This window comes from Blautia parvula (assembly GCF_020215665.1).
Taxonomy (GTDB): Bacteria; Bacillota; Clostridia; order Lachnospirales; family Lachnospiraceae; genus Blautia; species Blautia celeris.
In genome coordinates this window covers 862,607-883,584 of record NZ_CP084061.1, presented here as the reverse complement: position 1 = coordinate 883,584, position 20,978 = coordinate 862,607, and the positions used below count along the sequence as shown (strand labels likewise).

General features: G+C 43.3%; 22 protein-coding genes. 4 read left to right on the top strand and 18 right to left on the bottom strand.

Annotated features, from left to right (window positions below; all coding sequences use genetic code 11):
• Positions 1-11: 11 nt before the first annotated feature.
• From dcuC to LC508_RS04170, 10 genes are all read right to left on the bottom strand, one after another.
• Positions 12-1,388 carry a C4-dicarboxylate transporter DcuC gene (dcuC, locus tag LC508_RS04215; protein WP_033139542.1) on the bottom strand — a complete coding sequence of 459 codons (1,377 nt, stop codon included), beginning with the start codon at positions 1,386-1,388 and terminating at the stop codon, positions 12-14.
• Positions 1,389-1,411: 23 nt separating this feature from the next.
• Positions 1,412-2,503 carry a uroporphyrinogen decarboxylase/cobalamine-independent methonine synthase family protein gene (locus LC508_RS04210; RefSeq protein WP_033139541.1) on the bottom strand — a complete coding sequence of 364 codons (1,092 nt, stop codon included), beginning with the start codon at positions 2,501-2,503 and terminating at the stop codon, positions 1,412-1,414.
• 168 nt (positions 2,504-2,671) lie between these two features.
• Positions 2,672-4,228 (bottom strand): PucR family transcriptional regulator, encoded by a 1,557-nt coding sequence (locus LC508_RS04205; protein WP_225305312.1) that lies wholly within the window; start codon positions 4,226-4,228, stop codon positions 2,672-2,674.
• Positions 4,229-4,252: 24 nt separating this feature from the next.
• Positions 4,253-4,819, bottom strand: a complete 567-nt coding sequence (locus LC508_RS04200; RefSeq protein ID WP_033139539.1) for a flavodoxin family protein — start codon at positions 4,817-4,819, stop codon at positions 4,253-4,255.
• A gap of 30 nt (positions 4,820-4,849) precedes the next feature.
• Positions 4,850-5,389 (bottom strand): methylated-DNA--[protein]-cysteine S-methyltransferase, encoded by a 540-nt coding sequence (locus tag LC508_RS04195; RefSeq protein WP_103732884.1) that lies wholly within the window; start codon positions 5,387-5,389, stop codon positions 4,850-4,852.
• A gap of 75 nt (positions 5,390-5,464) precedes the next feature.
• Positions 5,465-5,989 carry a hypothetical protein gene (locus LC508_RS04190; protein WP_147396182.1) on the bottom strand — a complete coding sequence of 175 codons (525 nt, stop codon included), beginning with the start codon at positions 5,987-5,989 and terminating at the stop codon, positions 5,465-5,467.
• Positions 5,990-6,038: 49 nt separating this feature from the next.
• A complete protein-coding gene (locus LC508_RS04185) occupies positions 6,039-7,433 on the bottom strand; it encodes a hypothetical protein (RefSeq protein WP_054353655.1) in 1,395 nt (464 codons plus the stop codon).
• 1 nt (position 7,434) lies between these two features.
• Positions 7,435-8,307 carry an ABC transporter ATP-binding protein gene (locus LC508_RS04180; RefSeq protein ID WP_118594163.1) on the bottom strand — a complete coding sequence of 291 codons (873 nt, stop codon included), beginning with the start codon at positions 8,305-8,307 and terminating at the stop codon, positions 7,435-7,437.
• A 69-nt stretch (positions 8,308-8,376) separates the two neighbouring features.
• Positions 8,377-9,579 carry a HAMP domain-containing sensor histidine kinase gene (locus LC508_RS04175; protein ID WP_103731863.1) on the bottom strand — a complete coding sequence of 401 codons (1,203 nt, stop codon included), beginning with the start codon at positions 9,577-9,579 and terminating at the stop codon, positions 8,377-8,379.
• Entirely contained in the window at positions 9,567-10,247 is a 681-nt protein-coding gene (locus LC508_RS04170) for a response regulator transcription factor (RefSeq protein WP_033139535.1), read from the bottom strand. Before LC508_RS04170 ends, LC508_RS04175 begins: the two co-directional genes overlap by 13 nt.
• 151 nt (positions 10,248-10,398) lie before the next feature.
• On the opposite strand from LC508_RS04170, the gene LC508_RS04165 reads away from it, so the two are divergent.
• A complete protein-coding gene (locus LC508_RS04165) occupies positions 10,399-10,920 on the top strand; it encodes a GNAT family N-acetyltransferase (protein ID WP_033139534.1) in 522 nt (173 codons plus the stop codon).
• Between the two features lie 24 nt (positions 10,921-10,944).
• Here LC508_RS04165 and LC508_RS04160 read toward each other — a convergent pair whose 3' ends face one another.
• Together LC508_RS04160 and LC508_RS28220 are read right to left on the bottom strand one after the other, a co-directional pair.
• Positions 10,945-13,674, bottom strand: a complete 2,730-nt coding sequence (locus tag LC508_RS04160; protein WP_103731864.1) for a DEAD/DEAH box helicase family protein — start codon at positions 13,672-13,674, stop codon at positions 10,945-10,947.
• 28 nt (positions 13,675-13,702) lie between these two features.
• Positions 13,703-13,834, bottom strand: a complete 132-nt coding sequence (locus LC508_RS28220; protein WP_255611234.1) for a hypothetical protein — start codon at positions 13,832-13,834, stop codon at positions 13,703-13,705.
• Positions 13,835-14,089: 255 nt separating this feature from the next.
• Between LC508_RS28220 and LC508_RS04155 the strand changes: the two genes are divergently transcribed.
• Entirely contained in the window at positions 14,090-14,629 is a 540-nt protein-coding gene (locus LC508_RS04155; RefSeq protein ID WP_033139532.1) for a PadR family transcriptional regulator, read from the top strand.
• Positions 14,626-15,702 carry an alpha/beta fold hydrolase gene (locus tag LC508_RS04150; RefSeq protein ID WP_103731865.1) on the top strand — a complete coding sequence of 359 codons (1,077 nt, stop codon included), beginning with the start codon at positions 14,626-14,628 and terminating at the stop codon, positions 15,700-15,702. Before LC508_RS04155 ends, LC508_RS04150 begins: the two co-directional genes overlap by 4 nt.
• Before the next feature lie 251 nt (positions 15,703-15,953).
• Here LC508_RS04150 and LC508_RS04145 read toward each other — a convergent pair whose 3' ends face one another.
• From LC508_RS04145 to LC508_RS04135, 3 genes are all read right to left on the bottom strand, one after another.
• Positions 15,954-16,589, bottom strand: a complete 636-nt coding sequence (locus tag LC508_RS04145; protein WP_052098923.1) for a flavodoxin family protein — start codon at positions 16,587-16,589, stop codon at positions 15,954-15,956.
• 39 nt (positions 16,590-16,628) lie between these two features.
• Positions 16,629-16,850, bottom strand: coding sequence for a helix-turn-helix domain-containing protein (locus LC508_RS04140; RefSeq protein ID WP_033139530.1), 222 nt, complete (start codon positions 16,848-16,850; stop codon positions 16,629-16,631).
• A gap of 239 nt (positions 16,851-17,089) precedes the next feature.
• Positions 17,090-18,205 carry an aldo/keto reductase gene (locus LC508_RS04135; RefSeq protein ID WP_103731866.1) on the bottom strand — a complete coding sequence of 372 codons (1,116 nt, stop codon included), beginning with the start codon at positions 18,203-18,205 and terminating at the stop codon, positions 17,090-17,092.
• A 136-nt stretch (positions 18,206-18,341) separates the two neighbouring features.
• Here LC508_RS04135 and LC508_RS04130 point away from each other — a divergent pair, with 136 nt between their 5' ends.
• Positions 18,342-18,740 carry a MerR family transcriptional regulator gene (locus LC508_RS04130; RefSeq protein ID WP_033139529.1) on the top strand — a complete coding sequence of 133 codons (399 nt, stop codon included), beginning with the start codon at positions 18,342-18,344 and terminating at the stop codon, positions 18,738-18,740.
• Positions 18,741-18,783: 43 nt separating this feature from the next.
• On the opposite strand, the gene LC508_RS04125 is transcribed toward LC508_RS04130, so the two are convergent.
• The 3 genes from LC508_RS04125 to LC508_RS04115 all read right to left on the bottom strand — a co-directional run bounded on the left by LC508_RS04125 (position 18,784) and on the right by LC508_RS04115 (position 20,964).
• Entirely contained in the window at positions 18,784-19,347 is a 564-nt protein-coding gene (locus LC508_RS04125) for a YdeI/OmpD-associated family protein (RefSeq protein WP_103731867.1), read from the bottom strand.
• Positions 19,348-19,499: 152 nt separating this feature from the next.
• Positions 19,500-20,243, bottom strand: coding sequence for an ABC transporter permease (locus LC508_RS04120; protein ID WP_054353646.1), 744 nt, complete (start codon positions 20,241-20,243; stop codon positions 19,500-19,502).
• Positions 20,230-20,964, bottom strand: coding sequence for an ABC transporter ATP-binding protein (locus LC508_RS04115; RefSeq protein WP_103731868.1), 735 nt, complete (start codon positions 20,962-20,964; stop codon positions 20,230-20,232). Before LC508_RS04115 ends, LC508_RS04120 begins: the two co-directional genes overlap by 14 nt.
• Positions 20,965-20,978: the final 14 nt, after the last annotated feature.

Genomic DNA, 20,978 nt, shown 5'->3' with positions numbered 1-20,978 from the left:
CGTCCTTCTGTTTAGGGAATCAGAATACACACGATCATTTCTGTAAGCAGACATGCCAGTGCAGGAATAATGGTTCTCTTGATAATTGTCGTAATAGGTACATTACAGCCGCCGCTGACGATCATGGTCGTAGGCGCAATGGGATTGACAGCACTGGCAAGGCTTCCGCCAAAAATCAGGATACGCACCATATTGACCAGTTCGCCTTCTGATGCAGCAAAAGCCGCATACAGTGATGAAAACAAAGGAAGTGTTCCGCTGATGGAACTGCCGATACCTATCAGGATAAATGCCGCAATGGCACCGATCACTGCAATGGTAATTGTCCCTCCCCCGGCGCCCGCAAATGCTCCGGCCAGTATTTTCAAACCACCCACCTGATTCAGCGCCGCCGAAAATACATTGATACCGATAAGAATAGATACGACACTGACAAATGCTTTACCCATTCCTTCAAAAAGAGCCTTGGAATCTTCAAAAGTCCGGCGTATATTACGTTTCCGGATAATTTCAATGATCATGACCAAAAGGAACGACATAAAATTGGCAGCTACTACGGAGATTGTAATATACTGCTGTACAATAGGGCTGAAAACAATCACCAGTAATACCGGAAGTACCGGAAAAACTGCATAGAATTTAGGAATCCCAAGCTCTTTCACATCCTTTAATTCCGGAAGTTCTGAACGGCTTACCAGCACTCCTTCTTTTTTATCAAAGTATTTGTTCACAAGAATAAATACAATGGTCCCCACTACGATCATACAAATCACCGGAAGAATCTCTTTTGTCACAAAATAAACGGGAATAGAAATATTCTCCAGTCCTGCACCGTTAAAAGCAGTAAGCGCCAGCGTGTTGGAAGGCCCCCAGACAATAGCTGTTGCAACCATTAAAAGGGATGCCGATGTCTCTTTACTGATACCCACAGCTATCAAAACCGGAAAGACAGTTGCTATCAGAAGAGAAACTTCGCTCGAGCTGGAAGGAATGGCAAGCTTCACGATTACGACCAGCACAAAAGTGGCAAAAATCAATATTTCCGAATGTTTTATTTTCCGCAGCGGTCTTGCCACTACGATGCTGAACAATTCTGCTGCCTTTACATGCGTCATATAGCCCACATATCCCATGACTACCATAATTACAAGGCCTGTAGAACCAAGCGATGTGGTAATAGCATTTGCCATTACTTCAAAAACATCTACAACCGCGTTACCGGAACCGCCCTCGGCAATGGCACTCTGGCCGGTTATCAGTGTTGTCACCAGCAGAACCACAAATCCAATACCAAGAAAAGCTGTTGCAGTATAATACTTTCTTGCCACAATGATCAAGATCATGGCAATCATGACTAGTGTAACAAGAATGCGGATAGCGTCACCCATATTTACCCCTCCCTAAGTCTGTTTCAGCAGTTTTCATATTTCATACGAGATGCTTTATAAAGTTCCTCTGCATATACCCCTTGCAGATATGGCCCGAAGTACCGATTGATAATACAGATTTTATCTGGGTCAGAACAAAACTTTTGAACAAAGGCATTCGCCTTTTCACGGATGGTTTCCTCAGAATCAACCTTCGGATCGTAAAGATCCGGCATTACTCCCAGAATAATCTTATCTCCGTAATCTTCAAAAAGTCTTTGTGTATTATTTATATTGCTCATAGGCCCCCATATATCCCATCCGCCGGCAATATAATTTTCAATCTGCATTTCATTACAACCGCAGCTGTGCAGTTCGGCCACCTTTCCTTTTGCATGGATATGGTCCGTCACCTTTTTCATATAAGGAACGAGCAGTTCCCTGCCTGTATCAAAAGAAAAAAACGGCGCTCTCTGGGTTCCCCAGTCGTCATGGATTATGAATCCGTCAATATCATATGCCTCACAGCATTTGTCAATGATTCTGCAATATAAATCGGACAGCCTGTCAAAAAGCTCCTTTAAAGCATCCTGCTGCTCCTCGTCAACCAGTGCCATGGCAGCCGCTTCAAATCCCATAAAAGAAATGAGACGCTCAAAACCAAAACCATTCAGGAATGTTATATACCGGAACTGGTCATTTTTCAGGAACTCTGCATTCTCTTTTTTGCTTGCTTCCCAGTCCCAGGAATCTATATCCGGCCATTTGACGGCTGCCTTCCAATCATTGGCATCCTCAAATAAGTGGGGACATCCCGGCTTTTCCATAGAACCTTCTGCCACAGGAACATAAATCCATTCAATGCCGAACATATCTCTTCCGCCCTTTTCTTCCTCTTTGATACGTCTTCCGCCGTCATTGACATAGCCTCTGGCACGATTATCGGGAATGATATCCGGATAAAAGCTAAAAGTTTCCACACCGGTACACATCCATACCGGTTTTTTGTCTAAAGCCATTCTTTTCCAGGCCTCTCTCATGGTGATCGGATAATGAAACACCGGTACACTGGCATCTCGGAATGCCTTTGATATTTCTACTACAGTCAGCTCATCTTCATGAAAAGGAATCGCCATAATGTTACCTCCGCTCGTCGAATTTTTATAACTGCATTATATCTTCGCATGTAAGCGATGTAAATCCGCCGAATTTTTAAAATAACTTTTAAATTTCCGCAAAATGCGGAGAACATTAAAGTCAAAAAAATAAGGAACAACAGCCCCTGAACTGTTATCCCTTATAAATTAATTCAGATACCCCAGAAGACGCATAGCGATTTGAATAAAGAGTCTGGTATCCGAATCCTCCAAATCTATTCCGATCAGCTTCTGAATACGTTCCAGACGGTACATCAGCGTACTGCGGTGTATGAAAAGGTCATTTGCTGTAGGCGTCTGGTTTCCTCCGTTTTTAAAATAGCTGGCCAGAGTCTCCATATATTCCGTTCCTTTTTGCCGGTCAATCTCGACCAGGGCAAGTATAGAATCGGAACATATGGAACGAATGCTGAATTCTTCCGTAAAATGTCCGATAATGTAATCAAGTACATAGTCAGAGAAATAGAAAAAATATTCTTTGGGCTTCCGCTGCAGGCCCAGTTGAATCGCCTCTTCTGCCTGCCGGCTGTATTCTCCTACTTCCGTAAAATCATAAAAATGATTGCTGCACCCCATGGTCAGATTCATCTCTCTGCACAGGCCCTCCAATTTGACCGGAAGTTCTGTACGAGAATATTGTGACAGCGTCAGATTGCAGATGGTTAAAGCTCCGTTTTCTACGGATATGGAAAGTGCATCTTTTAATATGATATTCACAGAACTGCATATTTTCTGATGTCTTAGTATTTCTTTGCTTTCTTTTTGTATTTCTATTTTCAAGCAGATATATTCGTGTGTAAGCTCCCACCCCAGCATTTCCAGACGTTTTACCAAATACCTCTGTTCGATCGCCTCTCCTTTGATCAACTTCAATATGATTTTTTCAAAAGAGGTCACATCGTTTCGCTTAAAGAGATTGCGGTCAAATGCCATGCGCAGAAAGGTCGCAAAATGATTGACCATAAGAAAATCACCCGGCTTTAGGGAACGATTCAGCTCATGGAGCAAAAAACGACCGCAGTAATGATGGTCACTTGTCCAGATATTTGTATAAAGCATGCGATGGGTTCCGTAAGAAGGTTCCCATATATGTGCGCCGCGGGTGGAGAGCGTCTGTATGTAGGCCGGACTCTTCTGCAGCTTTTGTATTTTCTCCTGGGAGAAGAAAATATTACCGGAATTCTCATCTACCTGAATATTCCCCATACCTACGACCCAAGTAGGCATGGCAAGAACATAAAAATTATTGTCATGGATATAAAGTGGATTCTGGAAAAAATCCATGGCAGAAACACACAATTCATGGAGTCCGCCGCCGCTGTTTAATATATCCTCCAGCTTTTGGGACCAGGAGGCGTATCGAATAAAAATTTCCTGTATATAGTTAAAAACACTTTCCCAGCATACAGATTCCTCAAGTTCAATGACGGAACACAACAGAGCGTCCGGTTTTTCTTTCAATTTTCCCACAATAACCCGGCATATACCTTTTTCTGTAATCGGAAATCGGGCATATACCTCTGCTTTTGCCACATAAACCAGGTCGGAAGACAGCTCCTTCTGCCCATAGTAAATAGAAGCACCGGTCAGTCTCTGCTCATCATGCCATCTGCAGAAAAAAGAGATATTATAGTCCTCTTCCAGGTTATCAACAAGTATCTGCATGTTTAAGAGAAGCTTTGTATCATAATTATATAGCCTCATAGTTTCCCCCACTGTACAGCAGTCCTAATATCTCATATCAAACCCTTCCACAAGACGCCCGGCATATATCTTTCCTGCCTCCCTGAGTGCAGGCAGCATATAATCCTTATTGAAGCGAATCACCGGAACACGGTCGTAAGCCCGCATTCCCATATGCTTGAGTGCTTCCTCCATATTGTGAAGGCATTCCACAGCCCCAAGCCCGGTTCCTCCTGCACAGGCAGCCAGGAAGCATCTCTTTTGGCTTAAATAGCCGTTATGTGCCGTTTCACATCTTCTGAGGCGGTCCACAAATGCTTTCATGACCTCTGTTGTATCATGCCAGTAAACGGCAGTGATCCACACAATACCGTCTGCCTCTGCCAGTTTTTTATAGGTTTCCTCAAAATCATCCTTTATAATGCAGACGCCTTTAGCCCGGCAGGCGCCCCAGCCATTGCCGCAGGCGCGGCAGTGCTCCAGCTTCAGTCCATTTAAATAGATTTCCTCCACATCCGTACCGTTTTCCCGGATTCCCTCAATAAATGCATCCTTTGCCGACGCGGTCAGCCCGTCTGTATTTGCACTTGACCATACAACTGCTATGGACATATCTTATCCTCCTTATTCATTTTGCTTTCTCTACAAAGCAGTTCCCTTCTTTGGCACGAAGAATCGATCCATGGAAATGCCCTCGTGTGTCAGCAATGCTATTTTCTTATCTATTCCCCCGGCGTAACCCGTCAGGCTGCCGTTTGTGCCAACCACGCGATGGCAGGGTATGATAATGGAGATGGGGTTATGTCCCACAGCTCCGCCTACAGCCTGCGCAGACATCCGGTCCAGCCCCAGACTTTTTGCTACCTTCCCGGCTATTTTTCCGTATGTAGTGACCTCACCGTATGGGATTTCTGTGAGAAGCTCCCATACAGCTCTGCGAAATTCACTTCCGACAGGCGCCAGATTTAATTCCCTGATCTGCGGTTTTTCTCCGGCAAAGTAACGGTCCAGCCAGTCTTTGGCCTGTACGAGAACTGCCAGATCATCGCATTGTTTCATTTCTTCTTTCACAGATGCCGGATAGTATTTTTGATTTTCTATCCAAAGACCAGTCAGTGCTTCGTCTTTCGCCGCTATCATGATCCGTCCCACCGGTGAGTTATATTCTGTTGTGTATATCATATTTTTGATTCCTTTCTTTACTTTCATTCTATATCCTTTTACCGTTCTGCGTCAAGAAATGAACACAGGAAAAGCTCATCTTTTCTGTATTCGGATAAGGAGCAGCAGCGAAAACAAAAATAGTATCGACAGGCTCAAAAAGCACCATAACCTGCCGCCGGATTCCACACTTTCGCTCAGCCCAAATAAATACAGCGTATCTCCTTCGCTCAGAACATCCATTTTGCACAGTGCAAAATATCCAAGTGCCCACAAGTACCCAACAACCACATTCTGACATATCTGTGATACAAAAAGTCCGGAGATTCCCAGAAAACAGGAAAGCAGGATCACCACAGATACAAACCTCCAAAAAGGAAATTCACAATGGTTCAGCCACATCATGAAAGCGAATCCGGATACCATGGAGGAAACAAGAAAAAACGCAGACAGCAGACGGATAAAAACTGTCTTTGCATACGTCCATGGCTTAGACAAAATCAATTCCTTAATTCCCAGACTGTGTTCCCATCTCGTAACCGGAACAAACAGAATGATTCCAATAAGGGATACCGACTGTTCCAGACATTGGGCTGACTGTATGCTGTCCAGGTTTTTCACTCCTCTTATTATCGGAATGCAGAAAAGATACAGGAGTGCAAGTATCACACTACTTTTGAATGCCAGTAAAAAATCTCTTTTTAAGAATCCTGTAATATCTCTGCCCTTGATACCCATGACTGCATTTCCCCTTTCTTTTCCTCTCATAAATAACACAGGAAAGCAGTAAAAAAATAAAAGTAAAAAGGAGCATGATCCCTCTGTTCACCCACAGGATTGTAAAGTTTTGTCTTATCAGTTCAGAACCACGCAGTGTATTATGGCGTATCATCAATGTAAAATACCCTGTATCTCCCCACAATCCGGTCATACCGGTATCCATAAACCACCATACGGCCTGGACTAAAACAGCCGCCGGGGCAGATGTAAGAATCGTCAAAAATGTTCCCAGCGATAGGACAACTGCCGCTGTGGGCAGCAGCCACCAGAGAATATATTTTACAAAAGCAAGCGCATCTATTGAAATCCCGGATTCCGAAGAGTATTGCAGGAGCGGCAGCAGGGATTCAAAGCTCAATAAGAATACAGGCAGCATACACGCTGTCAGCATAGCCAGAAACCTTACCATGACAAGTTTGGCAGTACCGAACTGCCTGCTGTCAATCAGCTCATTCATTTTATTTCTTCTGTCCTTCATCCAGAACACAACAGCCACAAATACAGGATACAGCCCCAGAGACCGCGTTATATAATCACAAAATAATCTTGCAAAAGCTCTGCTTACTTTATCCTCATAAATCGTCTTACGGTACTCTTCTGCTGCTTCTTCATAATTCATTTCTGCCTGCCCATAATATGTCAAAAGCATATCCATGGAGTAATTAGAACCTCTGCCGATCATATCCTCCGCTTTTTTCATAAGCTCTTTAAATCTGTCATAGGATACCTGTGGAACAAAATGTTTTGTCTTATCCTCTGCCTCTTGTATACGTTCTTCTTTTTCCCCTGCCTCTATGGTTATGGTTCCGTTTTCATCCGGGTTATCTTCTTTAAAATGAACGATATTACCGTTTACATACGGGAAATAATCATCCGGAAGATTCCAAAGATTCTCTTCGTCAAGTCCTGTTATCTCACATAATATTTTTAATATTTCATCCTGTTCCGCGTCATTTAAGACAACTTCTTTATAGTACCCAAAAGGATACACCGCATAAGAATTTTCACGGTACTCCATCAGCAGATGGTCTGTTCCGCCAAGCATAACGGTATCCGGCACCTCCTTCCTCTTCCTGCCGAATGATCCTGCATTTTTATCCGGTTTTTCCAGAATGGAGCCTCCAGTGATCTGTGACTGGTAAGAGGTATCCTTATCTTTGGAGGCGAGAATTTCCTTATCTGTCGCATGATAAAAATTCTGATACCATCCGAAAACAAGCAGAAATAAAAACAGACCATACACAACACTAAAACAAATTCTCTTCAACTCTTTGAAGTACAGCATATCATTCTCCCTCCCCGCATTGTTTCAGCAGATACATGTAACTGTCTTCCACTGTCGGTTCACACAAAACATGTGTTACAGCGGGTATTGTGTCGGAAAGGAACCTGCACAGGATATCAGGACCATTCTGCTGCAGATGAATCACTTTATATTTCTTTTTAAAATCATTTATTTCCCCGGGCTTTATTTCCGTCAGATATACGTTTCCCTCTGAGAGCCTCCGCATTTCAGCAATACTTCCTTCAAACATGACTTTTCCATGGTCCAGTACCGCCGTTCGGGAGCAGGCCGCCTCAATGTCACCGGCAATGTGTGTTGACAGAAGTATGATTCTGTCCTTTGCAAGTTCGGAAAAAAGATTATAAAACCGTATGCGTTCTTCCGGGTCAAGACCTGCTGTCGGTTCATCGGCAATCAGTATTTCCGGTTCATTCAGCAGCGCCTGCGCAATGCCGAAGCGTCTTTTCATACCGCCGGAAAGGTTTTTAAACTTTTTATTTTTCTCTGATTCCAGGTTCACTTGTTTTAAAACCGTATCTATTCTCTGTCTCCGCACTGCTTTCGGTAATTCAGCCAAAATACCCAGATAGTCCAGCGCAGCATAAACCTTCATGGATGGGTAAACAGAAAACTCCTGGGGCAGATACCCTACTATTTTTCTGATCTCTTTTTTATTTCGGATATCCATATCATTTATTGTCACCGCTCCTGCTGTAGGTTCTGAAATGGTGGCAAGAATGCGCATGAACGACGTTTTTCCGGCTCCGTTGCTCCCCAGCAGGCCATACATGCCTGCGGGAATCCTGAAAGAGACATCTCTTAAAACTTCCTGTCCGCCATATTTTTTGTATAAATGTTCGATTCTGATTTCCATAAAAAAACCTCCTTACGCTTTGTATAAGGAGATTTTTTCATAGAAAAGTCAATTTTTTGAAAAGTTCTATTACTTTTTGATTTTAATTATGACACTGGCGCCGTCCGGGGAATTTTTCAAATGTAAGCTGCCGCCCAGTTTCCCGCAGAGGATTTTGCATATTGACAGTCCCAGTCCAAAATGATCTGCATTTCCATTGGAAGTGTAGAACAGAGAAGCGGCATGCTCCAGTTCATCCTGTGAAAAACCGTTTCCGTTATCCTCCATGACAAACGCGATCGCATCCTCATGCTCCGTGATGGTCAGCAGAATTCTGTCTCTTGTAAACCGTAAGGCATTATTGAACAGATTTTCCAGTACTTTAAACAGCATATTCTTATCTGTGTATATCACTTCCTTTTTTGCTTTATTATCCAGCACAAAAGTGATATTTCGCTGTTCAGCCATAAGTGAAAAATCTTTTTCCAGACATGACATCAGCTCCTTCATGCAGACAGAAGATTTTTCAATCTCTATTTCTTCTATTTTTTCAATGTCATGGATACAGCTTACATATCTTTCAAGGCGTTCTGTTGACTGCATCATGTTATGAAGCGTCATTTCTAATACTTCTTCGGTCAGCTGCTCTCTAAGCATGGTTTTAGAGAGATAATCCAGATATCCCTTGATCACCGTAATCGGTGTTCTCAGATCATGGGATACGGAAGCTGTCAGAGCCTTTCTGTCCTGCATCGCCTCCCACATCCTCTGATTATTTTTGTACAGCTCTTTTCTCATACTTTCAAAGGTACTGCACAGCATACCCAGTTCATCTTCCGCATGGTAATGCAATTCAAAATCCAGGTTTTGGTCAGCTATATGACTGATCCCCCGCTTCAGGGTTTCTATGGGAACGCGCAGCTTTACCTGATAATAAAAAACGGCAACTGCCAGGGAACCGATGGCCACATACAACACCGGCAGTGCTGCCATGAGAAACGTTATTACATTATATTTCAATTGATTTTCCGCTGTCAGTTTTCCATATACATACTGATCCGGTTTTACGATATATTGCAGTGAATCACCTTCTTCCTTTTCGCCGGCTTCATACTGTATATCCGAATTTCTGATGGTGATGGGCCTGGTATTTAAAATTTTCTGATTCAAATTCAGCAGTAAAAAGATGGTCACAACAGATAAAGCCGCTATCAGAATAATACTGACGGCTGATATAGATAAAAGTGCTTTTTTTAATGACATTTTTTGTATCATTCCGTTTAATTTTTCCATCGGTACCCCACTCCCCAAACGGTATCAATATAAGTTTTATCGGTATATTCGGCAAACTTTATCCTGATCTTCCTGATATGTTCTTTGATAACACTGCAGTCACCCTCCGCGTTAAATCCCCATATATGTTCATAGATCCGTTCTTTATCAAATACCTGTCCCGCATTCCTGGATAGCAGCTTAATGATCTCAAATTCCTTATTTGACAGTTCTACAGGACTTCCCTTGATATAAATCTTTCTTTTACCGTAATCAATCATCATTTCTTCTGAGAACCTGCCCTGTGTTTTTGTGTGATATCTCTCCTCCCGCCGTAAGTGTGCTGTCATTCTTGCCAGCAGCTCATCCATGGAAAAAGGTTTTGTGATATAGTCATCACCGCCCGCAAGCAGACCGTTTACCTTATCCTGTTCGGTTATTCTCGCTGTCAGAAACAGAATGGGGCAGACAACAAATCCTCTGATCTTTGCACATAGATCCAGCCCGTTCATGCCGGCCATATTAATATCCAGAAGAATCATATCCGGCTCACAGGAAAGCTTTTCCAGTCCCTGATCTGCATTTGCCGCTGTATAGACTTTATATCCCTCTGACTGAAGCTGCAGCGCCAGCATATCTAAGATTGACTGCTCATCATCAATCAGTAATATTTTGTATGTTCTGCTCATATTTATCACATTCCTTTTCTTATAAATGATAACCTGACTTATAACACAGAAAAGTCAATTTTCAGTCAAAATAAAAAAGTTCCGTACTTGTTTTGCTATTACCTGTTGTGATACAATTGCTGTATAAATTAAAGGGACAGGGATTCTGCATATGGAACTGTATACAGCAAACGAAACGGAATGGGAAAAAGTGAGGGATTTTTATTGGCAGCTGATTGATTCGATGGACTCTGCCTTATATAAACCGGGATGGAAAAAGGGGATTTATCCATCGGATGAACTTCTGATGCGCTCGATCCGCGGGAAAGAATTGTATGTACTTCTCTCCGGCAGCACTTATGCGGCTGCAATGATCTTAAATCATAAAAGTACAGAGGGATATGAAAAAATACAGTGGAGTATTTCCGCCAATCCCCGGGAAGTAACCGTAGTGCACGCACTGGGTGTACTTCCCGCTTTTCAGGGACAGGGCATCGCGAAATTCATGGTACGGGAAGCCATTCGGACTGCCGGGGAAAACGGCCAAAAAGCAGTCCGCTTAGACGTGCTCGGCACCAATATCCCTGCGCAGAAACTTTACAGCAGCATGGGATTTCAATATAGGGATACCATTCAGTTGTTTTATGAAGACACCGGATTGACGGACTACATGCTCTACGAATATCTGTTATAGGAAACTTTCGTATATCGGTTATTTTTATTCCAGCCTGCTCTTCACCTTCCGCTTTCTCCCGGTTACCAGCCTTTGCACTTCCCAGTCAGCCCGGTTTGCATAGGCATGGGCCCTGGCCTGTATTAAAATCTTCCGCCCTTCCGGGTTTCTGGTATAAATAAGCTTATAACTTCCCATTGTCTTTTTCATACACTCTGAAAACAAAAGGGCATCTTCCCTTGACTTTGCAAAGATTTCCGGCACACAGAAATATTTCATCATTCCCACACCCGCGTGCCTTCTGTACAGCAGATAGCGCTGGTTATCCACTACACCAAAAAACTCTTCCACACAGTTTGAAAAAATATCTTTTTCCCGTACGCTTCCGCCCTTTAGATATACTTCATAAAACGCGCCGTTTAAGTCACTGGCTTCCACCCGCGCCGCTGATAAAATCAGCCCTTTATACTCCAGGGACTTAAGCACCCCATTTCCAATGAGCTGTAAATATCGAAGCGGCGTCAGATATTTTATCCCTTTCCACACCAGAAAAATCATGCCTATTGAGAGAAACAGCATAGCAGCAAGATACAGGAGCAGGGAAAAAACATCTTTTTTGCCGGCACTTTCTCCCCATATATGGATGCCCTGGATAATAACCATAGAAGCTACATCCAGAAAAACCAGCCCCATAATATTGAAAAATACAGCTTTTGTCTTTAACCTTCCCTGTTCCACTTCCACTTCATCCATGACCTCCATACCGTCATACATCAAGATGGCATCGTTCCATTTCTGCCGCAGCCCCTCACGGTTCCCGGCCAGTTCCTCCATTTTTTGATTGATCACCAAAACTCGTTTCCTGTCAAAAGGACCTTGGATAATATCCAGACGCTCCATACCGCCCTCAATACTGGTCCCATCATAGCTGACCCCGATAAATCCCTTCATACGCCGTTTTAGTGTGGCAAAGTCCTCCGACAGCATTTCTTCATCGCATCCCAGCCTGCGCATTGCACGCACTTCTTTCTGGTTTTCAATGCAGACCAGATGCCAGATATTGCTTGTCTTTTCCGGATTGCCCTGCATCACACGAATCGCTCTTCCGCGCATTTGGTTGCTTAAAATATAGGAACCCACAAAACTGGCCAGAATCAGGGAATTGATTCCCGGGGAATCCCATCCTTCTCCCAGCAGTGACTTTGTGCCAATTAAAACCTGCACATATCCTGCTTCAAAAACCTGTGTGATCCATTTTGTCGTATCAGAGGTTCTGCCGCTGATATCTATCTGGGCATATCCCGTCGGATTGCCTTCCCGGTCTGCGAACTCCCTGGCAGACATACTGCAGTTTTCGGTGCTTCCCCGCAAAAGGGCCTCCAGGCAGGGAAGCGCTGTGACCGGAAGAATGATCATGCTGCCGCACAAAACCCCCAGTCTGCAGTCCGGTGCCACTTCCCTGCGCAGCATCTCAAAAATGGGAACTACGCCGATACTTTTGACCTCCGCATCCGGGTTTCCAATGATTGTTTTAAATTCCTTCCGTATGTAATCGGTAAGTATCAGCATCCGCAGCTCTGATTTCATGGACCTGAATTCTGTTTTCACAACTGCCTTGATACTTTCCAGCTTTCCCAGACTGTTTGTGAGTAATTTCTGTATCCCACTGTTGAATACAAGACCGACTCTCTGCCGTACGAGGAACTGCTGCTTCTTCAGCTGTTTCGTCAGTGTTTCCCGGTAATACGCATCGCATACAAAACTGTCTTTGTCATCAAACAGCAGCTTCTGCAGTAATATTTCCATCCAGTGCACATCCATTTCCGGAAAATTCCTGACGCCTAAAAGCTTTTTCCATCTTGTATCAAAAGGAATCCGGGCTGCGGTGTAAAAAATCAGCATTGCGGATACATACGGCGGTTCCTCCAGCATCGTTTCCGCATATGTATCATAATCCAGCATTTTCTGATGGGAAGCCATGATATTTAAAAATTCACGGTCTGCCATCAGGCTCTGAAGCAATGATTCCGCCTGGTTTCTGAAGTCCCTGACTTTTTCTTCCTCCTCACCGGTAGGAAAATTAAAATAGACATAATCCTGATGCGGGCATAGGCTCCCTTCCCGAACCAGTTCCGGAACAATGATCTCCTCATCGATCGGTCCGCAGAGCTGTATATACCGTTCCCACTGGGACGGTGTGGAATCATAGGGCGGTGTTGCAGTCAGAGATATGACCTTCACCCCGGCGTTTTCCATCTCATGCATAAAATGTTCCAGCGCAGCCCACCATTCGCTGCGCAGATGATGGCACTCATCCAGGCAAATCACCCGTATCCCGGCTGTCCTGACTGCCTCCAGCAGATCAAATCCGGAAAAATCCACAGACTGGCTGCCCCCCGCCGTATCTTCCTCCTGCAGCTCACCCTTATAACGGTTCATTCCGCTGTACAGGGTCTGATATGTTATGGAGGTCACCAATCCCGGAGACTTCAGATCATTTGACAGAATATTTCCGTGTTCCGCATCTTCTGTCAAAAACGCCTCCCGAATACGTTCCAGCCATTGTTCCCGGATAACAAGCCTGGGCGACAGGATAAGCGCCGGACACCCCAGTCTCCTTATAAGCTCAATACCAAGGGTTGTCTTCCCTGACCCCGGAGCCGCCACAATATGTATTTTTCCATCCTGAAGATATGTATCCGCATGTTTTAATACCCGTTCCTGGTAGGATCTCCAGGAACCTTTGAATTTGAAAATATTGTCATAAACATTCATATAATATATTTCTGCTCCTGCTTATTTTTCAGTTTTCTTCCTGTTCCTGGATTATGGCGTGTTCCTCCTCTTTGCCGTTCAAGATGCAGGGGAGCATAACTGAATGGATTCCTCTGATCAATATATCATCTAAATCAAAACAAACCAGTTTTGTTTTCATAATATTCATCCTTTATCCGTTTTTTTCCATGCTCTGTCAAATATAAGCATATAGCTTTTTTCCTATCAGTTCTCCCACCATATTAACAGCCTGTAGAAAAACTTATCATTTGTCTTTAACTGTAAATTCTAATGTGGATTCTGTCAAGTAATCCTATAAAGTATTACGGATAATGCAGTCTTGTAAAATACCTTGACAAATTTCCTCATTGTTGTATACTCAATATTGAGTATATGAATCGGAGGTAAAGAAACTGTGACAAAGTTACTGGTACTCGGCTTATTAGAGGAACACCCTATGTCCGGCTACGATATTCAGCAAAAGATAAGCATGGCAGATGCTGAAAGATGGGGCGGTGTATTGGTTGGTTCCATATATCATGCGTTAAAAAAACTGGAACAGGATAACTATATTGAGATAGCTGATGTGGAATACACGGGCCACCGGCAAAAAGCTGTATATAAAATCACAGATAAGGGAACAGCTTATCTGCAATCCTTAATATTTGATGCACTGGGCGCTTCCTCTGTCCTATATCCTACAACACTGTACAGCGGATTATCTCTCATCGATAAAATCCCCCGCGAAAATGCCCGGCAGGCCCTGGAATCACAAAAAGAGAAGCTGCAAATGGAATACAGCGAACTGAAACAGGGGGAAAAGAGTAACGAAAATGCTAATGAACCGATTTCTCCAATCTCCAGGATCACTATAGAAAACATGTTTGCCATTATCCGCAGGCAGCAGCAGTTTATTGAAGAAATATTAAGGGTATTAGAGGATGAAAGTCAATGAAAAGCATACTGCTCCTATTGATGGGATGTATATTATTATTTGTACTCACGATCATTACAGGCAAAATCACTTTTGCCCATCAATATAAAATCCGTTCAAAAACAGGGATTCAAAGATCTGAATATATAACCATAGGCAAAATAAAACAGTACATACAAATCCGGGGACAGGATAGTTCCAATCCGGTTATTCTTATGCTGCACGGAGGGCCAGGCAATCCGATGGCATATTATTCCTATGATTGGCAGGCAGAGCTGGAACAGGATTATACCGTGATCCACTGGGACCAGCGGGGCTGTGGAAATACCTTTTATCAGAATAAAACAGCCGCAAAACCTACTCTGGATTTACTGCTGTCGGACTTAGATGAGCTTGTCGATCATATTCGTTTGGAGTTTCAAAAAGAAAAGGTTATCCTCATGGGGCACTCGTGGGGAACCTTTCCCGGTGCTATTTATGCGGGTCAGCACCCTGAAAAGGTATTGGCCTGTATTTCCGTCAGCCAAATGCTGGATTTTAAAAAATCAGAACAGGTATCCGCACAGGAAGCCGTCCACTTGGCTTATGCAGCGGGCCGCCCTCAGGATGCATATGAAATAGAAAAAATGCTTGAACCGATAATGAAGTGCCGAAAATTTGATAAACCGGAAGCAGCAAAACTGCTGAAATTCCGTCAGTTAAAAGAGAAGTATTTGCCTTCCCAATACAGCAGTAAAATGCTCATCCTACAGCTTTTTTCTCCGTATATGACCTTCCGAAATTTAAGATGGATGTTCAGTTTTGGCAGTCTCATTGCAGCAAACAGTGCGCTTTATGAGACACTTTTAGCGGACCAAAAATCAACCATGTACGATTATACACTGCAGTATGAAACTCCGGTTATCATCATTGCCGGTGACTGCGACTGGACAACACCTTATCCTATGGCAGTTAAATATTTTAATGCTATTTCCGCACCTTATAAGAAATTTATAACAATAAGGAACACCGGACATATTCCATTCATTGACAGGAAAAAAGAGTTTTCTGAAGCGCTGTCAGATGCATTATGCCATGTCATACACCGCCTATAGACAGCCTGCTTTTATTTTACATCAATAGAACCTGCGCCTCCGCTTAATATTTCCGATATATCCGATGGAGTTAAAACAACTTTTTACACCTCTTCATGCATATGCTGAAAGAATTATGTAGCGAGAACTACGGATAAACAAGACAGGAATCACCGAATCAATTAACAGTAGAAACGGTGATTCCTATCTTCTTTTTAAATATTATTGCCGTCTGATACACATTCAACAATAACATCTGTCTTTCATTAATATTAAATCTTTCTCAAGAAAATTTCGATATAATCTTTTATTTTTTGATCGATCATAGGCCAATCATATTCTTGTATTGGGAAGATATCGCTATCTTCCATAACTCTTTGTACTGGTATGGAAATTCCAGTATTCCATTCTTCGTCATATGGTACTACTTTACATTGAATTGTGTCTAAAGCATTTGCGATTGTATCATTAACCATTGCTTTATAGCTTTTTAATGCCCAATCAGACCCACCACCATGCGAAATTATTCCCGCGGGCAGTCCATATAATTCAGACTTATATGTATTATCTTTCCACCAATGTAAAAAGGTGATCTGCTCCATTTTCTCCAGCACCATACTAAGTTTGGCAGGAATGGGAGCATAATGAGGTGAAATAAAAAAGATTCCGTCTGACCTGGTAATTTTATTGTAAATCTTATTGAAATCTGAATCAGCACTACATCTTTTACTACTAAAACATTTACCACATCCAATACACGGATGCAAAGTATAGTCTCTTAAATCGATTACTTCACATTGTATTTCTTTACAATTCAAAAATTCCGCTATTTTGTTGCATAGTAATAGTGACATGCTGTTCTTTTGGGAATGTTGAATATTGGTTGCTGATATACTTAGTATCTTCATTAGTAGAATCCCCTCTTTACATCTTTTTATTATTGGCCTTTACTCAGGCTTTTTATATATCAATATATCTGATATGTCGCAATCCAAAGCAAAACATATTCGACAAAGAACACCGAAATCAATTCTTACCGCTTCGTTTTTGTAAAGTTTATTTAATTGCTTCCGTTCTAATTGTGCTTTAAAACATAATTTATTTTTACTTAAATTTCTCTTTTCGAGCATTTCATCAATCTTCACTTCAATACTTCCATAATTCTCCATATGAGCAATCTCCTAAAATAATTTCTGGAATTCGTCCTGAAGATACTCATATAATCCGAAAAACTCCATTCTTGAATTTCTGTTTCTATCTTTTACTATCTTTATTATACATTATCACACACAATCACTGCAATCCTATTCTTCCATCTACAACTGTCTGCTCAAAAATCGGATGGTTCAGGCGCAGCGTGCTGTGCCACACTGATAACCCGCTGTTGTCTCTTGGAGATAATTGCTGCCTAACGGCAGGTTTTCTCGAACTCTTTTGCAACATCTTCCAGGAGATTCCTGATCTCAAGATGCTGCGGACAGGCATCCTCACATTTTCCGCATTTTACGCAGTCAGATGCTTTTCCGTTTTTCTTTGTGTGGACGTTATTGTAATAATAATCCGCGTTCCAGTCATGATAGAGCTGTTTTGTATTCATGCAGGCAAACAAATCAGGGATAGATATATGTTTCGGACATCCATCTGTACAATACCGACAGGCAGTACAAGAGATCAGATTCATGGAGCGGAAAATATTCCGTACTTTATCCACTGCGTCCATTTCTTTCTGGGAAAGAGGCTGAAACTCTCTCATGTAACTGATGTTGTCTTCCAATTGGTCCAGGGTACTCATACCGGAAAGCACCATCATCATACCGTCAAATCCGGCTGCATACCGGATTGCATAGCTGGCCGGACTGCCGCCCTTTAACTCATCCAATACGGCTCTGGCCTCATCCGGCAGATTGACAAGATTACCGCCCTTTACCGGCTCCATAACGATCACCGGCTTTCCATATTTGCGGCAGACCTCATAGCATTTCCGGCTCTGTACTGCAGGGTCATCGTAATCTAGGTAATTGAATTGAATCTGTACGACTTCAATCTGCGGGTATTCCGTCAGAATCTGTTCCAGCACATCTGCATGGTCGTGGAAGGATATGCCGAAATGGCGGATTTTTCCCTCTTTCTTTAGTTCCAATGCCGTTTCATACGCATGGCAGCGTTTGAATTTTGCAAAGTTTTCCGCACTCTGGGCATGCATCAGATAAAAATCAAAATATTCCACGCCGCACCACGCAAGCTGGTTTTCAAAAAACGGCCGGATCTCCTCTTCCTTTTCAAAGAAAAACGTCGTCAGTTTATTGGTAAGGATATAGCTGTCCCGGGGCTGCCGGCTGGTCAGGCAGCTTTTTAGTGCCAATTCGCTTTTGCCTCCCAGATACCCGTGTGCCGTATCAAAATAGTTAAATCCGGCCTCCAAAAAAGTGTCCACCATCTCTGAAAACTGCCTTTGGTCCACCTCCCCGTCAATCATGGGAAGCCTCATACATCCGAAGCCAAAATTTTTCTTAATATTATACATCAGCAAATCCTCCTGTTTTTTAACATACTGCAAACTTGACATTCTGTATTTCCATTGATATCATTTGCATTGTACTCTCCGGTAGCTGCTACCGGTCAATAGCTTTTTTAAGTTTTCCTATTTTACGGAGGTTATCATGTATACAATGAAACAGGCCTGTGAGAAAACAGGCATGCATTATGAAACACTGAAATTCTACTGCAATGAGGGTCTGATTCCCAATGTAAAACGTGACAAGACAAATCGCCGTGTCTTTGATGCGCATGATATTGCATGGATCAAAAGTCTGACCTGTCTGAAGAAATGCGGTATGAGCCTGAAAGAAATGAAAGAATATCTCGCTCTGTGCCTCCAGGGGCAGTCTTCCATACCTAAGCGGAAAGTCATTCTGGAGCAAAAAAGAAAAGACCTGCTCCTCTCTATGCAGGAACTTCAGGATTCCATTGACTACATAGATTGGAAACAGACCTTTTATGATGATGTTATGTCGGGCAAAACCAAATACAACAGTAATTTGATTCCCGCTGAGGATTAAAAAGTTTTTTATCTGACAGATCAGGCAGTCCGGAGCAAAACCTTCACATGGGTTTTAAATTCTTTTCCAGCCTCTCCGTCATCCACGCCAGCCGTTTGACGCGTCCGGCCTCCGTCCTGGCATCCAGATATGCTCTGGTATAGGTCTTCTGCACTGACGGGGACATATTCAGGAAGTTTGCATATGCCTGTTCATTTCCTTTCAGCAGTTCCGCCACAGAGTCTATCTGCTCTTTACCTATAACCACTTTTAGGGCAGTGCCCTCCCACTGCCCGTTTTTCTTCGCTTCCTCAATCTTTGCTCTTCCGAAATCCGTCATCAAACCACTTTTTTCAAGAGCCTCTGCCAGCGCCTTATTTTTTTCTGACCATTTGCTGCCGCTTCTGCGGGCAGAAAAGTATTTCACATAAGATTTCTCATCGACCCGTTTCATAAGGCCGTCAATCCAGCCGAAACAAAGAGCCTCTTCCAGTGCTTCTCCGGCTTTGACGGTTACCAGCTCCTTCGTTTTTCCGAAAAGCAGCCAGACGCCGCCGCTGGTCATACAATTGTTTTTCAGCCAATCTCTGAACTCCTCACGTGCCTTAAAAAGTATAGGTTCGCTCATAATGCAGTCTCGCTTTCTATAAGATACCACAGTTCCAACATCAAAAAGTCATACCGGCTTTTCCTGTATAGGACCGGGTTCTGAATTTCTAATATTCTTCATTGTATCATAGGCGGTCTGCAAAATCTATACAAAGCACTGCTGCATCCGCTTTATTCCCATTTAAAGTATCGAAAAGCTATCCCTGTACAGAGTACCGCGATCACGATCATAATGAGGACCGATACCGTCACATTTTCTGTGCCCTGCCCAAGAGATGCTGCTTTCAGTAATTTTATCCCCTGTGCAAGAGGCAGGATATTGGCTGCCTTCTGCATGGCTGCCGGCATAACTTCATAGGGAAGTGTTGCCCCGGAAAATATCAGCATGGGGAAGTAGAGAATACTGGCGATCACACCCGCTATTTTCGTATTCGGCGCTATGCCTCCCACCATCATGCCGATGCTGAACATGGATACCAGCACCAGCAGGTAGCCTCCCAGAAAATGAAGCACTGACCCGTTAAACCGATACCCGAAAAAGAGCGCACCTGTAAGATACAGCAGCAAAAAAGAAACCACTGCATACAGGGTATAAATGACTACCTGCACAAACAGGATCATGGCCGGACTGACCGGGGTGACCTGATAGCGCTTCAGAATCTTTTTACTCCGGTAATCCGAGACCACCAAGGGCAGTCCCATTACCCCGCCGGCGCAAATAGATATAGTGGCAATGGCGCCAAAGGATTGTTCCAAAAAGGTATAGTCTGCCCCCGGATAGGCCGGCTTTTCTCCGTATATGATTCCCAGTATCACCAACACCACAACAGGGACACAGATGGCAAATATGAACATATCCATTCCTCGCAGTGACAATTTCAGTTCTGTCTTAAGCATGGTTCTAAATGTTTTCATTGGCCTGTTCCTCCTCGTCTGTATACCAAAGATAAGCGTCCTCAAATTTCTCATACGGGCTTTTTTCTATCGCCTCTGAAACTGTTCCATAGAAAACGATCTTTCCTCGTTTCAAAATACAGATACCGTCACATAAAGCTTCCACTTCATCCATGAAATGTGAAGTCAGAAAAATGGTCAGACCTTTTTCTTTCAGGTCAGAAAGTATTTTCCATACCTCCCGCCGTGCTTTTGCGTCCAGCCCGGTTGTCAGTTCGTCCAAAAAAACTACTTCCGGATCAGGTATCAGCGCAAGAACAATAAACAGACGCTGCTTCTGTCCTCCGGACAGATCTTTGACAGGGCTGTTCTTCTTATCCGCAATTCCAAACCGAGCAAGCAGTGCAAAGGGGTCAGCGGCTTCTTTGTATAATGAGGCAGTCACCCGGCACAGCTCTGCCACTGTGATCTGCTCCTGATAGCTGCTCTCCTGGAACTGTACCCCTACCCTTTCAAAGAGTTTTTTCCGGTCCTTAAAAGGGTCTGCTCCCAGAATGCGAATCGTCCCTGTGTCGGCTTTTTTCGTTCCCAGGATACATTCGATCGTGGTGGATTTTCCTGCGCCGTTTGCTCCGAGCAGGCCAAATACCATTCCCCTGTCAACGGACAGACTTATGTTTTCCACTGCATGCAGCTTACCGTAGGATTTGGTGAGCTGTTCTACTTTGATTACTTCCTGCATATCTTTTACCTCCT

Coding starts and splice junctions, on each gene's coding strand:
- LC508_RS04165 (WP_033139534.1), top strand. CDS start 10,399: ATGGAACTGTATACAGCAAACGAAACGGAATGGGAAAAAGTGAGGGAT.
- LC508_RS04195 (WP_103732884.1), bottom strand. CDS start 5,389: ATGATATACACAACAGAATATAACTCACCGGTGGGACGGATCATGATA.
- LC508_RS04130 (WP_033139529.1), top strand. CDS start 18,342: ATGTATACAATGAAACAGGCCTGTGAGAAAACAGGCATGCATTATGAA.
- LC508_RS04180 (WP_118594163.1), bottom strand. CDS start 8,307: ATGGAAATCAGAATCGAACATTTATACAAAAAATATGGCGGACAGGAA.
- LC508_RS04170 (WP_033139535.1), bottom strand. CDS start 10,247: ATGAGCAGAACATACAAAATATTACTGATTGATGATGAGCAGTCAATC.
- LC508_RS04135 (WP_103731866.1), bottom strand. CDS start 18,205: ATGTATAATATTAAGAAAAATTTTGGCTTCGGATGTATGAGGCTTCCC.
- LC508_RS04145 (WP_052098923.1), bottom strand. CDS start 16,589: ATGAAGATACTAAGTATATCAGCAACCAATATTCAACATTCCCAAAAG.
- LC508_RS04115 (WP_103731868.1), bottom strand. CDS start 20,964: ATGCAGGAAGTAATCAAAGTAGAACAGCTCACCAAATCCTACGGTAAG.
- LC508_RS04150 (WP_103731865.1), top strand. CDS start 14,626: ATGAAAAGCATACTGCTCCTATTGATGGGATGTATATTATTATTTGTA.
- LC508_RS04125 (WP_103731867.1), bottom strand. CDS start 19,347: ATGAGCGAACCTATACTTTTTAAGGCACGTGAGGAGTTCAGAGATTGG.
- LC508_RS04200 (WP_033139539.1), bottom strand. CDS start 4,819: ATGTCCATAGCAGTTGTATGGTCAAGTGCAAATACAGACGGGCTGACC.
- LC508_RS04185 (WP_054353655.1), bottom strand. CDS start 7,433: ATGCTGTACTTCAAAGAGTTGAAGAGAATTTGTTTTAGTGTTGTGTAT.
- LC508_RS04205 (WP_225305312.1), bottom strand. CDS start 4,228: ATGAGGCTATATAATTATGATACAAAGCTTCTCTTAAACATGCAGATA.
- dcuC (WP_033139542.1), bottom strand. CDS start 1,388: ATGGGTGACGCTATCCGCATTCTTGTTACACTAGTCATGATTGCCATG.
- LC508_RS04210 (WP_033139541.1), bottom strand. CDS start 2,503: ATGGCGATTCCTTTTCATGAAGATGAGCTGACTGTAGTAGAAATATCA.
- LC508_RS28220 (WP_255611234.1), bottom strand. CDS start 13,834: ATGAAAACAAAACTGGTTTGTTTTGATTTAGATGATATATTGATCAGA.
- LC508_RS04160 (WP_103731864.1), bottom strand. CDS start 13,674: ATGAATGTTTATGACAATATTTTCAAATTCAAAGGTTCCTGGAGATCC.
- LC508_RS04175 (WP_103731863.1), bottom strand. CDS start 9,579: ATGGAAAAATTAAACGGAATGATACAAAAAATGTCATTAAAAAAAGCA.
- LC508_RS04140 (WP_033139530.1), bottom strand. CDS start 16,850: ATGGAGAATTATGGAAGTATTGAAGTGAAGATTGATGAAATGCTCGAA.
- LC508_RS04120 (WP_054353646.1), bottom strand. CDS start 20,243: ATGAAAACATTTAGAACCATGCTTAAGACAGAACTGAAATTGTCACTG.